Source organism: Phaeobacter sp. A36a-5a, assembly GCF_037911135.1.
GTDB lineage: Bacteria > Pseudomonadota > Alphaproteobacteria > Rhodobacterales > Rhodobacteraceae > Phaeobacter > Phaeobacter bryozoorum.
In genome coordinates this window covers 180,915-194,461 of the sequence record NZ_JBBLYU010000002.1, presented here as the reverse complement: position 1 = coordinate 194,461, position 13,547 = coordinate 180,915, and the positions used below count along the sequence as shown (strand labels likewise).

The window sequence follows — 13,547 nt, the reverse complement described above, 5'->3', positions numbered from 1 at the left end:
CCCGTTTCTCCTGTCGCCGGGGGATCAATCCCGGTCTTGCGCATCTTGTTCGGCCATTTCGGCCAGTTTCTTTTCCTGGATCTCTTGCGCGCTGCGGAGCATTGTCTTTACCCCGGCCGCCAAACCCAGCATTGTGAACAGCACCAGAAAGATCGGTATGGTCCCAAAAAGAAGATCCAAACCGTACCCGATGCCAAAGCCGATCATCAGACCGGCCACCAATTCAATCACCATTCTCCAGGCATCGCTTGCCGTCGAATAATGTTCGTCCACACGCGGCTTGGGCTCATGGGCCTTACGCGCCTCTGCCAGCCTGGCCTCGAGCTGCGCCAAACGCTGCTTTTCCGGCTCTTGTGACACGGGCGCCATCCTCACGTGAATTCTGATGCGGTGCTAAGGAGTCCTAGGTCCAGAGTCAACAACGCAGATTGCACTGCGGCAGGACGCGCAAGATACTGAAAATAATAAATATTAAAGACAACCCCTCTTGGCCGCGGATGACTTTTCGTAGCGGCCCCGTGAAACTCACCCTGAAAACTCATATTCAACCAAAAGGTTGATTTTCCTCAGAGCGCGGGTTTGCGCCGGATTTTGCCAACCAAACGGCCGTCGATCATCACCAGCCCGAGCAAGATCGCAGCCATGCCCGCCAGATGCTCCACTTTAAGAGGTTCCTGAAGCACCCAGGCCCCCATCACCAAAGCCGAAACCGGCGCAATCAAGGTGGGCAGGGTAATATTGGTTGGCCCCACCCGCGGCAGAACCCAGTAGAACAGGATAAAGGCGGCGGAGGTCAGAATGAAGCCAATCACCAGCAGCGCACCCCAGGTCTCCAGCCGTGTGATGACAGGCACGCCTTCGGCCCAGATCGCAAGCGGCGCGATCGCGGCTGTTGCTCCGGTAAGGGCGATGGCAACCAGGACCACCGGATCCATATCGCGAAACTGCCGGGCAATATTGACTGAGAACGCGTAGCACAGCGGCGCACAAAGCGTCACGAGCACGGCCCATATCTCGGACTGCCGCCCCCCTTGCAAAAGCGGCAACGACAGCACCAGAATACCGAGGAACCCAAACATCACACCCATTGATTTCAGCACTGTCGCCCGCTCTCCACCCGGCCAGAAATGCGCCACAACAACTGCTAGCGCCGGGGTAAAGGCATTGAGTATCCCGGCCACGCCGCTGGCAATATGCTGCTGACCCAGTGCGTAAAAGGCAAAGGGCGCAGCGTAGCTCAATACGCCGAAGCCAAACAAAGCCAACCAGCGCGACGGTTGCTCCGGCACCCGCTTGCGGGCCGCCAAAACATAGATCCAGCATCCAAGCGCCCCAAAGCCGACACGGCCCATCGAAACCGACAGCGGCCCCAATTCGCGCAGCAGCACAGCGTTGAACATGAAGGACATGCCCCAACCGATGCCCAGCACAAAGATCGCCGCCCAATATTTCAGTGCCATGTCACGTCTCTCCGGTGCTGCAATCTCTGACCCGGGAGTTATGGGGTTCACAGCTTGGGATTGTCGACCCGCATTCTGCGGTTTAGGTGTGTCAGAATGAGCGACCCCCTTGATATTGTCTTTGCCGCGCTTGCGGATCCAACACGACGCAGCATTCTGACCATGCTGCTGGAGGATGATATGGCTGTTACAGACGTTGCGGATCCCTTTGACATGTCGCTGGCGGCAATCTCCAAACACCTGACGATCCTGAGCCGCGCCGGTTTGATCGCGCAGGAAAAACGGGGCCGGGTCAAATGGTGCAAGCTACAACCGGATGCCATGCGGTCCGCCAGTGTCTGGATGCAGGGGTTTGGTCAGTACGAGCCCGTCAATCTGGATGCGTTCGAGCGGTTCCTGGAAACCGAACTCGGAACCCCGGCGAACGATCTGTCATCGGATTGACGCCGATCCGCCAGCCTCTGCCGCTGCCATCGGTGGGCGACCTTCCCGCAGCAGAAGCCAAAGCGCCCAGATCGTGCAGAGCACGCCCAGCGCCACGATACCGCCCGGAGCCGGTCGACCCAATGCGATTTCCCACAGGATGACCCAGCTCGGCGTCAGATAGGTATAGGCCATCACCTTGGCGGACGGCAGATGAAGCGTCGCGTATTGCAGCAAGACAAAGGTCGCGGCACTGGCAATCAGCGCCACATAAAGCAGAACCAGCCAGACAAGCGGTGACAGCCCGACCCAATCCGTCGCGCGGATATCAGCCCAACCCACCACCACCAGGATGATGGCCCCGGCAACCAGCATACCAAAGGTAAACACCACCGCAGGTTCCCCGCGATTCAGCAGCCGCACCATCGGCGTATAGACGGCATGAGCCACGCAGCCCCAGAAATAGATCACCTCTCCGCGACCGACCTCAAACGCCCAGATCGCCGCCAGATCACCACGAAATATGACCCAGATCGCGCCCGCCGCGCCGATCGCCAAAGCCAACGCCATCCGCCAGCTCGTAACCTGGCGCAACAGCAGCCAGCCGAAAATGCCGCTCAGAACCGGTGTCAGCGTAAAGACGGCGGCCGCACTGACCGGCGCTGCCGTTTGCAGGCCATAGAACATCAGAACAAAATAGACCGCAAAGAAGCCGCCCAGAAGGATGAAGCGCCAGGGCGCCTGAAAATTCCGTCGCCGCAGGCCATGAGTCACCTGGGCGGCAATGCCAATCACAACCGCAGCAATTATGAACCTCGCCGCGTTCAGGGCCATCGGAGCGATGTCGTTGGCGACCATGGAGCCAAGCGAAAACGATCCGGCCACCAACGCCGAGAAGAGCAGCATAGCCAGATGGCCACGATGGGCCGGTGTCATTCGGCCCAGGCCTTGGCTTCTGCTTTCAGAAAGCTGAGGAAGCTCTGAACCTTGGTGGTGCGGTGCAGATCCACATGGGTGACCAGCCACAAATCGCCACTCCACTCGGGCAGCGGCTCCATGATCTGTGTCAGCTCGGGATGCCGCGCAGCTTCCCATTTGGTCAGAAAACCGATCCCCGCCCCGGCCAAGAGCGCGTCCTGTATCGACGCCCCATTGACGCAGCGGAACGACAGCGCGCTCTCGGGGGCATGCGCTCGCAGCCAGCGGGAGTAAGGCGCGCGGCTGTCGATATCATCGTTACAAATGAAGCGATGATTGGGCATATCCTCAAGCCCGTTCAAGGGGCCGAACCGCTCCAGATAGGACCTGCTGGCGTAAAGCCCATGTTGCTGACGCATAAACGGCTGAACCACGTTGTCAGGCTGCTCAGGCGGAGATCCGGCACGAATCGCCACATGCGCCTCACCGTATTCCAGGCGAAACAGGCGGCTGCCGGTCAGGAACCGGATCACCAGCTCCGGATGCTGACGCTGAAACTCGGTCAGTGCAGGAACCAGAAGCGCCGACATCGACGACAGCGATGTCACGACCAGTTCGCCCGAGACAGCATCGCCGTGCCCCTTGAGCCGACCGACAAGCTGGCCAAACTGATCATCTGTGGCCTGCGCCACGCGCAGCAGATCCTGCCCGGCCTCTGTCGGTGTGTAGCCACGGGCATGGCGTTGGAACAGCTTCACGCCCAACCGCGCCTCAATAGCATCGACGTGGCGAATGACCGTGGCATGGTGAACCCCCAAAACTTCGGCGGCGCCGCTGACCGTCCCCATGCGCGCGACCTGATAGGCAGTGCGTACCTCGTCCCAGTTCTCCATGGCTATCTCTCAACTTGCGCCCCACTTACTGCAAACATGCACATTCCACCAAGGACGGCCAGAGAAAGGTTCGCAATTGCGCAAAGGTCAGCCAGAGTTTGAGCAGTTCAGACCCAGGTGATCGCCACACCCAAACGCTGCATCACATCGAGAAAGGCCGGACGGCTCAGCGCGACCGTCCGATCATTAACCAGCGGGTGCATGTAGATCAGGTCGACCTGCTGGGCAGCCTTGTCCATGTAGAAATGCACATCTCTTTCGACACCATTGATCATCGCAAGCGGCGTCACCGCTCCTGGGCGCACACCGAGGGTCTGAAACAGCCGCTCTGCCGAGCCGAATGACAGCGTCCCCAGCCCCAGCTCAGCGGCGAGACGCTTCAGATCGACGTCGCGGTCCTGTTCCAAGCTGATCAGGTGGTTGCGTTTCTTCTTGTCCCGCAAATAAAGGTTCTTCAACCGCAATGCGGTCTTCCCCGGCTCTACGAACTCCGCTTCGACCGCTTTTGCCTCCTCAACCGTGCGCAGCGGTGGATGGCGGTGCAACCGGTAGCCGATGCCCCAGACATCCAGCTGCGCCAGCAGTTTATCGCAGGAAACCGGTAGGCTGTCCTGTAGCTCGGTTGATGCATCCATTGCGGCCTCATGCTGTTATCGTTCTGCAAATCACGTGATGTCAGCAGATCAATAAGAAACCCACAAGGACGCAAGGGGTAACATCATAGTTTCGCCGGCGTTTCAATGTTGGTTGGTCAGTCTGCCATAGACCGGCTACACCCGCCGTGCCTCCTCATAATGATCGAAACCGCTTGAGAACCACGCCGTACCGCGGGTCGCACTGGCCAGGCTGTTGCACAGCTGCTCCTGCGCGGCGACAGGCAGTAGGGTTTCAAACACATCCCACCCGGCGGCATCTGGATGGGCGGCAAAGCCCAGGATCTGCCCCTGCATTCCGCTCACCACGGGGACCAGCCCGCCGGTAAAGACGGAGGGTACGTGAATTTCCACGCGCATAATCGGTTGCAGCACCACAGACCCGGCCTGCGCCAATGCCTCACGCACCGCAGATTTGCCAGCGGTGCGGAAAGCAAAATCGGAACTGTCGACGGAGTGGTGTTTGCCATCCAGCAGGGTTACCTTCACGTCGACCACAGGGTGACCGTTGACACCCGCTTGCAGAGCCTCTCGCGCGCCGGCTTCGACTGAAGGAATATACCCTTTGGGTACGGCACCACCCTTGACCTCATCTGTAAACTGAAACCCTGATCCGCGCGCTGCGGGGGCGATGCTCAGCACGACATCCGCAAACTGGCCCGCCCCCCCGGACTGCTTGCGGTGGCGATGATGGATTGTGGCAGGACGGGTGATCGTCTCCCGAAGGGCGGGTGGCACCGGTTCGTCACTGACCTCAATGCCAAACGACCCTTTTAGCAGCGACAGAATCCGGCGCAGGTGCAACGGCCCCTGGAGGTGGAGCAGCGCATGACCGCTCATTTCATCCTGATCAACTCGCAGCCCCGGATCTACCTCAGCAATTCTTTCCAGTGCAGAGGTAAGGCGGACATCATCGCGATCATGTAAAGGGGTGAGGATCCGTTGATAACTTGCCGGGCGTGGCTGCGCCCAGTCCGGCAGTTCCGCAGCGTGGTCTTTAAGATAGGTATATCCAAGACTGAGATGATCAGACTTGACCACCTGCGCGATATCGCCTGGCGCCAACTCACCGGCATCAGATGAGGCACCATTGCTGCCATTCCCCGCAGATCGTGAAGGCGTCTGGACGCCTGCCCCGTTCTTTGCAAGCCCGCCATCACCGTTCAGTTGGGTCATCGCCCCCAGGTTGCCGCCACCGACCTGTGCGCCGATCCCGACAGGTTCGCTGAGCGCGCGGACCACAACTGTCTTGCCAAGATGTTTGACGAGGTCACCGATGCAGCCCACTGCAAGGGGCGTTCCGTCCCCCGCCAACCGCTGCGCAGCAACATCAACTGCCGGGGCCTCATGCCGAAGGGATTTCATAAGCCGCACAATCCCGTTGCGATGCAGCGCCGACCCCAGCAACGCAGGGATCAGGTCATTGTGCTGCAATACCCGCGTGGCGACATCATAGACCGCTTCGGTCAGCGGCTTGCGATCCTCGATCAATTGCTCCAGCAGATCGTCGTCATAGTCCGCCAGCGCCTCCAGCATCTCTCCGCGCGCCTGACGCTCGCGTGCATGGATGCTGTCAGGGAAGGCCACAAGGGCCGAGGGCTGCCCCTCCTGATACTTCCACGCCCGCTCGGAGATCAGGTCTACTGCCCCGATCACCTCACCACCCGCCCGCATAGGGATCTGACGCAGTACGATATTGTGCCGACAATAGGTTTGTAGCGCAGCAACAATATCCGCCACCCGCCCTGCGGCCTGATCCATACGGTTGATAAAAAGAAAGGCGGGAACACCCGCCTCTTCGACCATACGCAGATAGGGCGCGGCCAAGACCCCGGCGGCGGGATCAGCAGGCACGCAGACCACCGTTGCATCACTGGCGGCCAAAGCGGGCCCGGCGATGGCCAGGTTTTCAACCCCGCCGGCGATATCAATCACCCCCCAGTTTTCCTCCATGAACTGGAAGGCTCTCAGATCTGCAACGCCCGTGGCGTGCTGTGGTTTTTGCCCAGGCTCCTGAAGTGTCGCCAGTGCCGTTGCCAACTCCGTTTTACCGGATTGGGAGGGGCCGATGATCGAAAATACACGCATCTGTCATGATCCTTCTAATGGCTGCAAAGCCGCCCGATGAAGGAATGCGGCATTAGATTGCCGCAACAGATGCCTTGAGAATAACTGCCTCTCGCGTGGTGCCGCTTACTCGACACCGTAGTTTCGTCATATGGGGGAACACCCGAATAAGCGCCTGTGAAGGTGGTCGCCGAGGTGCCGTCTCCCTGCGATATTCCCTCAGGGAGGTGGCTCACGTCAACCGTTGCACCCAGCGCATGGCAGCCTCCCCCTCGCTCTGTCTGGGCGCGCCGGGTTGACTCACTCCGGACAAAGGCGTAACGCATGCTGCAAATCCGGGAGCCATGATGAGTCTTCCGGTCCCTGCCCGTGTCAGGGATCGCCCCCCACCAGCGTGTTACGCCCGTGGGGGCGATTGTGCATGGACCATTTGCTCCCTACATGTGGGGCGTCCACTTCGAAACCGGCATAGGAGGCCGCAGGCATGTTTGAAAATCTATCCGAACGCCTATCCGGTGTCTTCGACCGGTTGACCAAACAGGGCGCGCTCTCTGAAGAAGATGTAAAGACCGCCCTGCGCGAAGTCCGTGTCGCGCTGCTCGAGGCAGATGTCTCCCTGCCGGTCGCCCGCGATTTTGTGAAGCGCGTACAGGAGCAGGCAACGGGCCAAGCCGTCACCAAATCGGTCACCCCGGGCCAGCAGGTTGTAAAGATCGTCCATGACGCACTGGTTGACGTGCTGCGCGGCGACGAAGATCCCGGACAGCTGAAGGTCGACAATCCTCCCGCGCCGATCCTGATGGTCGGTTTGCAGGGGTCAGGTAAGACCACGACCACCGGCAAGCTTGCCAAGCGCCTGAAAGATAAAGAAGGCAAGCGCGTCCTGATGGCGTCGCTTGACGTCTATCGCCCTGCCGCGATGGACCAGCTGGCTGTGCTGGGCACACAGATCGGTGTCGACACGCTGCCCATCGTTCCAGGCCAGAAACCCGTCGATATCGCCAAACGCGCCAAACAGCAGGCGGCGCTTGGTGGTTACGACGTCTATATGCTCGACACGGCGGGCCGGTTGCAGATCGACGAAGTGTTGATGCGGGAGGTCGAAGACGTCCGTGATGTCGTTTCCCCCCGCGAAACCCTGCTTGTTGTTGACGGGCTGACAGGTCAGGTCGCCGTTGAAGTGGCCGAAGAATTCGATGCCAAAATTGGCATCTCCGGTGTGGTCCTGACCCGGATGGATGGCGACGGCCGTGGCGGTGCGGCGCTTTCGATGCGCGCTGTCACCGGCAAGCCGATCCGCTTTGTTGGTCTCGGCGAGAAAATGGACGCCATCGAAACCTTCGAGCCGGATCGAATCGCGGGCCGGATCCTCGGCATGGGCGACATCGTTGCACTGGTCGAAAAGGCCCAAGAAACCATCGAGGCCGAACAGGCTGAGCGCATGATGAAGCGCATGATGAAGGGTCAATTCAATATGAATGACCTGAAGATGCAGCTTGAGCAGATGATCCAGATGGGCGGCATGCAGGGCATGATGCAGATGATGCCTGGCATGGCGAAGATGGCCAAGCAGGTTGAGGATTCGGGGTTCGACGACAAGGTTCTGCGTCAGCAGATCGCCATGATCCAGTCGATGACCAAGAAAGAACGCGCCAATCCTGCCCTGCTCCAGGCGTCTCGCAAGAAACGGATTGCAGCAGGATCCGGCATGCAGGTCTCTGACCTCAACAAGCTCATGAAAATGCATCGCCAGATGGCCGACGTCATGAAGAAAATGGGTAAGATGGGCAAAGGCAAGATGCTGAAGCAGGCTATGAAAGGCATGTTCGGCAAAGGTGGCATGCCCGAAATGGTCGGCATGGATCCGAGCCAGATGGACCCAAATGCGCTGGAAGCGGCGGCCAAGGCGATGGGCGGCAAGGGCGGTTTGCCCGGCGGTCTCGGCGGGCTTGGTGGTCTTGGGGGTGGCATGGGGCTGCCCGGCGGCCTCTCCGGTTTCGGCAAGAAGAAATAAGCCGCATGATCGCCTCCATCCCTACCCTTCAGACCGAGCGCCTGACGCTGCGCGCCCCCAAGCTTGAGGATTTTGAGCATTGGGCCGCGTTCTTTGCGTCCGAACGCGCCCGCTACGAGCGTGGCATCCTGCCGCGCGGCGAAGCGTGGAGAGTCTGGGCCGGGGATGTGGCACTTTGGACACTTCGTGGGTACGGCCCCTTCGGTGTCGAAATCCGAGAAACCGGCGCCTATGCGGGCGAGGTCGGGATTTACCAACCCGACGGCTATCCCGGCCCGGAACTGGGCTGGTTCGTCGTCCCCGAAGCTGAAGGAAAGGGAATCGCTGCCGAGGCCGCGCAAGCTGTCATGACCTGGGCGCGACAGAATTTCGGCTGGGACAGTCTGATCAATATTATCGACCCGAACAACCACCGATCAATCGCCCTGGGCCAGCGTCTCGGCGGTGTTATCGACCCCGACGCAGAGGGCGAATGCGCCGACGACGTGGTGATCGTGCATGATCTGCGGGGGCTGGCATGATGCAGATCCCGGCTATCCTTCAGCTTGAAACCGAACACTTGGTCCTGCGCGGACCGGAGGCCTACGCATGATGGCCACCCACCTTCCCACACGCGTCTTTACCCACATCCGCTCCGCTGTGGCCGCCTTGCCACAGCGCAACAGCGCCTTAACCCCTTGTTTCCCGGCATCTGGCATGATCGAGCCGTCATTGATGCCGAAACAGGTCACTGGTGCGCGCGCGGCAGGGGCCGAAACGAGTGTGGGTATGCCAGACACAGACAATCGTTTCCCTAGCCTCATGACGAAGAGGCTATTGTTGGTCTCCCCTGCGGAGGCCGGTTTTGACGCGCATGATGCCTTCCTGCGCATTGGTGCGCCGCGCTTCATCGACGCGGTCGACGATCCTGATGCGCTGTGGTGGTCGATAGCGACGATCATCGGCCACTGGCACCTGCGTGGTTACGGATTATTCGCCCTCATCGAGCGCAATACCGGGCGCCCGGTCGGCATGATTGGCCCCTGGTTCCCGAAGGGCTGGCCAGAGCCGGAGCTTTCGTGGCACCTGACCGAGGATGCCCGTGGTAAAGGCTACGCAAGCGAGGCCGCAGAGGTCGTTCTCGACTGGCTGTTCCGCGAGAAAAACTGGAGCAGCATCGCCTCCTTCATTCCCGAGGACAACGCAGCCTCCATTGCCCTAGCGCAGCGAATCGGCGCCCGCCCAGAAAAATTGGTATCGTTCCGCCTCGCGCCTGCACACAATATGCGCACCTGGCGCCATCAGCCCCGCAAACATCTGCTGGACCGGCCTGCAATCACAGGGCGCCTTCAATGATCTATTGCCACTGCGACTTCAGCGCGGGGGGCATCTGATGCCATCGTCCATCCCCGTAATCGAAACCAAGCGCCTGATTCTACGTGGCCCGGAAGCCGTGGATTATCCCGACTTCAAAGCCACGTTCAGTTCCTATCGTGCGCGTTTCATGGGCGGTCCACTGAACCCCTATGAGGCCTGGATGCTCTATGCCGCCGAAATCGGCCACTGGCAGGTGCGTGGCTTTGGCATGTGGATGATCCACGATAAGACCACCGAGGAAACTTACGGCATGGCCGGTGGCTGGATGCCTGCTGGCTGGCCCGAGCGTGAGATCGCCTGGATCATCTGGCCCGATGCAGCAGGTAAAGGCTATGCGCTGGAAGCAACCCACGCGGCACGGAACTACTATTACAATACGCTCGGCTGGGATGGGGCGGTCAGCTATATTGACCCCAAGAACCTGGATTCGATCCGTCTTGCCGAACGGCTGGGTGCCAAGAAGGACCAGGACGCCGCAACCATTGATGGCAACGACGCCGTCTACAGGCATCCCGCACCAGAAGCGCTCAAAAACAGCCAGTTGTCCCATGGGATCGAGATGGAGATAAGCCACTACGCAGATCCCATGTTCAAACCGGAGGGTTGGGCGCTTGACTGATCTATTCACCCAACGCTGCCTGATGCGATATGCCTTCATTGCCTTGTGGAGCCAGAAATGACGACAGAGACTCAAGATCCCGTCGCCCGCGCAGCGGCGTTGCTGAAAGGCCACCGCGAGAGTATTGATCGCCTCGATGCGATCCTCGTCTACACGTTGGGCGAGCGGTTCAAGCACACCCAGGCGGTGGGCCGACTCAAGGCAGAACACGACCTTCCCCCGTCCGATCCGACGCGTGAGACAGCGCAGATCGCACGGCTCGAAGACCTGGCGAAACAGGCCGACCTGGACCCCGATTTCGCCAAGGCTTTCCTGAATTTCATTATTCAGGAAGTCATCCGACACCACAAGAAACACCAGGAATAACAGGGACTTCCCTGCAAACGCCATTAAAGGAGACTGAACCCATGGCAATGAAAATTCGTCTGGCCCGCGGCGGCTCGAAAAAGCGTCCCTTCTACCGCATCGTGGCTGCCGACAGCCGCATGCCGCGCGATGGTCGCTTCATCGAAAAGCTGGGCACCTACAACCCGCTGCTGCCGAAAGACAGCGAAGAGCGCGTGAAAATGGACATGGAGCGTGTGCAGCACTGGCTGGACCAGGGCGCCCAGCCCACAGATCGTATCGCTCGCATGTTGGAATCCGCCGGCGTACGCGCTAAGGTTGAACGCAACAACCCTAAGAAAGGCACCCCGGGCAAGAAAGCCCAGGAACGTGCTGAAGAGAAAGCAGCCAAAGCTGCTGAAGCGACTGCAGAAGCGGAGTAAGTTGATGAACATGCGGGACAATTCATTCTCTGAAGACTTCCGCATGCAACTTGATCTGTTGATGCGTGTCCGGCGCGATGTGCGCCGGTTCCGCTCTGATCCGGTGGACGAGACAGTGCTTGCGCGCTGTCTCGACACCATTCAGCTGGCTCCCTCCGTGGGTCTCAGCGAACCATGGCGGGTCATTCGCGTCGAAAGTGACGCAGCCCGGGCCGCCGCACTTGCCAATTTTGAAAGCGCAAACGCCGAAGCGCTAGCGGGTTTCTCCGAAGCCAAGGCCGAACGCTACGCCAAACTGAAGCTTTCCGGCATGCGCGAAGCACCGGTTCAGTTGGCGATCTACTGCGACGATTCCACCACAAAAGGTCACAAGCTGGGCGCCGGCACCATGCCGGAGATGCGTCGCTATTCGGTGGTCACCGCCGTGACTCTGTTCTGGCTGGCCTTGCGCGCCGAAGGGCTGGGGCTGGGCTGGGTATCCATCCTTGAACCACAACGGTTGAACAGGGATCTGGATGTGCCAGCGGACTGGCAGCTGATCGGCTATTTCTGTGTTGGTCACCCGGAGCGGATGTCCAAGACGCCCGAACTGGAACAACTGGGTTGGGAAACCCGTCGCAACGCATTGCCGATCGAAACTCGGTAATCCGCCCATGTGGCGATTGATACGGCTTGCGGTTTTTGTTCTGATCGCCTTTACCGCAGGCGTTCTATATGAACGCAATTACCAAACAGAACGCTGCGGACTCGCGGGCGGCACTTGGACTGCTGCGCGGTTCTGCAAAGGATGGACTGAATGACTGAGCAGATTTGCGTTGGTGCCATTTCCGGCTCGTACGGAGTGCGGGGCGAAGTGCGGCTGAAGAGCTTTTGTGCGATGCCCGAGGATATCGAAGACTATTCCCCGCTCAGCACCGAAGACGGCAGCCAGACCTATACGATCACCTTGGTCCGCGCCATCAAGAACGGGTTTACCGCCCGTATCGGCGGAATCGAGACCAAGGAGCAGGCCGATACTCTAAAGGGGGTCCGCCTGTTTGCACCGCGTAACCGTCTGCCGAGCCTGCCGGATGATGAATACTACCACACCGATCTGATGGGGCTGGAGGTGTACGACACCGGCGGGACCCTGCTGGGGACCGTGAAATCTGTGCAGAACCACGGCGCCAGTGATCTTCTGGAAGTCGCCCTCCCGGCAGACAGCAAAACAGTATTGCTGCCCTTTACACTGGCTGCGGTGCCGACGGTCGATCTTGCCAGCGGACGCATCATCGCAGACCCGCCGGACGGCGTATTCTGAGCCCGTCAGCCTTCAGCTGCCAACAGCTGCTCCAGCACATGTTCAACAGCGACCCCGAGATCCTTTGTTCTCTGTCGCGGCTCCGATAGTTTGCCGCCCAGCGCTGACCACAGCTTGAACAGGCGCCAAGTAAAGAAGAACCTAAAGATCGGATCCGTCGTCAGTTCTGCACCATAGCCGTCCTCAAATGCTGCCCAATCGGCTTTGGCAACACCTCCGAAACCAGGCGCGCGCCCTTCTGCAGCCAGGTGGTCGGGGCAGTTGGACAACCAGATATCGGCAATATCGCGCTGCGGGAATGTTCCGTCGTGGTTTGAATAGTCAATGAATGACACCTCACCATCGCACATCAAGATATTGCGTAGATGAAGATCTCCATGCTCCAATGCACCACGAAATGTCTGTGCACGGGCGCGCCGTGCCTCCCGGTGAAGCAGCGCGCAGAGGCCCAGGTACCTCTTGGGCTTCAAGACCTGGAACTCCCCGGCACGTACCGCCTCCGCCCGCGCTGAGACCTGTTTCAGAAACGGTTTTGGCCAGAATTGCATATCTCCGGCATCCGAAACCCTGTGCAATTCAGCGACCGCATGTCCAATCCGTCGAAGAACCTCTGCCCGGTCACCAAACCCGTATTCGGTCATAGCCAGCTCGCGGTAGGCGGTATCCCCTTGGACAAAGTCCATCAAAACCACAGCACTATCTTGATCTCGCCACAGCACGTCAGGCGATGACACACTGCAGACCGATTGCAGGCCAAGCGCCGCTTGCTGATGCCGGTCAAGAAACCTGATCTGCCGCGCGGCGTTGGCTTCGTCAAAAACCGCCCTCAAGACATAGCTTTGCCCACTGGCCGTTTTGACCTCGAGCACACTGCGACAGTGTTGGCGCCGACTATGCACCTGTAGTCTGCGAAAACTGACCCCATGGGGCGGCAGACCTAGATCCGACGCAATACGTGGCCAGAACGCTTTTGCGCGCGCCTGCACATCGTCGATTGCGGCCTGATACTCACGGTCGGTAACAATAAGGGCCATTTCCGAATTCATCCAAACACCAAAGCTTTTTATTGCGTGTCGT

The 13,547-nt window shown here is 59.6% G+C and carries 16 protein-coding genes; 9 read left to right on the top strand and 7 right to left on the bottom strand.

Annotated features, from left to right (window positions below; translation table 11 throughout):
- Positions 1–24 precede the first annotated feature (24 nt).
- On the bottom strand, positions 25–369 hold the full coding sequence (locus WLQ66_RS11500) for an AtpZ/AtpI family protein (RefSeq protein ID WP_374015478.1): 345 nt from the start codon (positions 367–369) through the stop codon (positions 25–27).
- A 197-nt stretch (positions 370–566) separates the two neighbouring features.
- On the bottom strand, positions 567–1,460 hold the full coding sequence (locus tag WLQ66_RS11495; protein ID WP_340546512.1) for a DMT family transporter: 894 nt from the start codon (positions 1,458–1,460) through the stop codon (positions 567–569).
- A 96-nt stretch (positions 1,461–1,556) separates the two neighbouring features.
- Here WLQ66_RS11495 and WLQ66_RS11490 point away from each other — a divergent pair, with 96 nt between their 5' ends.
- Complete coding sequence (locus WLQ66_RS11490) at positions 1,557–1,904, top strand: ArsR/SmtB family transcription factor (protein ID WP_340546511.1); 348 nt, start codon at positions 1,557–1,559, stop codon at positions 1,902–1,904.
- On the opposite strand, the gene WLQ66_RS11485 is transcribed toward WLQ66_RS11490, so the two are convergent.
- The 4 genes from WLQ66_RS11485 to WLQ66_RS11470 all read right to left on the bottom strand — a co-directional run bounded on the left by WLQ66_RS11485 (position 1,893) and on the right by WLQ66_RS11470 (position 6,435).
- Positions 1,893–2,819, bottom strand: coding sequence for a DMT family transporter (locus WLQ66_RS11485; protein ID WP_340546510.1), 927 nt, complete (start codon positions 2,817–2,819; stop codon positions 1,893–1,895). The two genes, WLQ66_RS11490 and WLQ66_RS11485, sit on opposite strands and share 12 nt — an antisense overlap.
- The gene (locus WLQ66_RS11480; protein WP_340546509.1) at positions 2,816–3,694 is read right to left on the bottom strand and encodes a LysR family transcriptional regulator; all 879 of its coding nucleotides are present in this window, start codon (positions 3,692–3,694) and stop codon (positions 2,816–2,818) included. Before WLQ66_RS11480 ends, WLQ66_RS11485 begins: the two co-directional genes overlap by 4 nt.
- A 107-nt stretch (positions 3,695–3,801) precedes the next feature.
- Complete coding sequence (locus tag WLQ66_RS11475) at positions 3,802–4,329, bottom strand: prolyl-tRNA synthetase associated domain-containing protein (RefSeq protein WP_340546508.1); 528 nt, start codon at positions 4,327–4,329, stop codon at positions 3,802–3,804.
- A 135-nt stretch (positions 4,330–4,464) separates the two neighbouring features.
- On the bottom strand, positions 4,465–6,435 hold the full coding sequence (locus WLQ66_RS11470; protein WP_340546507.1) for an elongation factor G: 1,971 nt from the start codon (positions 6,433–6,435) through the stop codon (positions 4,465–4,467).
- 463 nt (positions 6,436–6,898) lie between these two features.
- On the opposite strand from WLQ66_RS11470, the gene ffh reads away from it, so the two are divergent.
- The 8 genes from ffh (at position 6,899) to rimM (ending at position 12,470) form a co-directional block, all read left to right on the top strand.
- A complete protein-coding gene (gene ffh / locus WLQ66_RS11465) occupies positions 6,899–8,428 on the top strand; it encodes a signal recognition particle protein (RefSeq protein WP_340546506.1) in 1,530 nt (509 codons plus the stop codon).
- Positions 8,429–8,433: 5 nt separating this feature from the next.
- On the top strand, positions 8,434–8,949 hold the full coding sequence (locus WLQ66_RS11460) for a GNAT family N-acetyltransferase (protein WP_340546505.1): 516 nt from the start codon (positions 8,434–8,436) through the stop codon (positions 8,947–8,949).
- Positions 8,950–9,016: 67 nt separating this feature from the next.
- On the top strand, positions 9,017–9,763 hold the full coding sequence (locus WLQ66_RS11455) for a GNAT family N-acetyltransferase (protein ID WP_340546504.1): 747 nt from the start codon (positions 9,017–9,019) through the stop codon (positions 9,761–9,763).
- Between the two features lie 37 nt (positions 9,764–9,800).
- Positions 9,801–10,403 (top strand): GNAT family N-acetyltransferase, encoded by a 603-nt coding sequence (locus WLQ66_RS11450; protein WP_340546503.1) that lies wholly within the window; start codon positions 9,801–9,803, stop codon positions 10,401–10,403.
- 57 nt (positions 10,404–10,460) lie between these two features.
- Entirely contained in the window at positions 10,461–10,769 is a 309-nt protein-coding gene (locus WLQ66_RS11445) for a chorismate mutase (RefSeq protein WP_340546502.1), read from the top strand.
- A gap of 41 nt (positions 10,770–10,810) precedes the next feature.
- The gene (gene rpsP / locus WLQ66_RS11440) at positions 10,811–11,170 is read left to right on the top strand and encodes a 30S ribosomal protein S16 (RefSeq protein ID WP_340546501.1); all 360 of its coding nucleotides are present in this window, start codon (positions 10,811–10,813) and stop codon (positions 11,168–11,170) included.
- A 4-nt stretch (positions 11,171–11,174) separates the two neighbouring features.
- Positions 11,175–11,816 carry a 5,6-dimethylbenzimidazole synthase gene (bluB, locus tag WLQ66_RS11435; RefSeq protein ID WP_340546500.1) on the top strand — a complete coding sequence of 214 codons (642 nt, stop codon included), beginning with the start codon at positions 11,175–11,177 and terminating at the stop codon, positions 11,814–11,816.
- A gap of 150 nt (positions 11,817–11,966) precedes the next feature.
- A complete protein-coding gene (rimM, locus tag WLQ66_RS11430) occupies positions 11,967–12,470 on the top strand; it encodes a ribosome maturation factor RimM (RefSeq protein WP_340546499.1) in 504 nt (167 codons plus the stop codon).
- A gap of 5 nt (positions 12,471–12,475) precedes the next feature.
- Here the strand turns inward: rimM and WLQ66_RS11425 are convergent, their stop codons facing one another.
- The gene (locus WLQ66_RS11425; protein ID WP_340546498.1) at positions 12,476–13,516 is read right to left on the bottom strand and encodes a phosphotransferase; all 1,041 of its coding nucleotides are present in this window, start codon (positions 13,514–13,516) and stop codon (positions 12,476–12,478) included.
- Between the last annotated feature and the right edge of the window lie 31 nt (positions 13,517–13,547).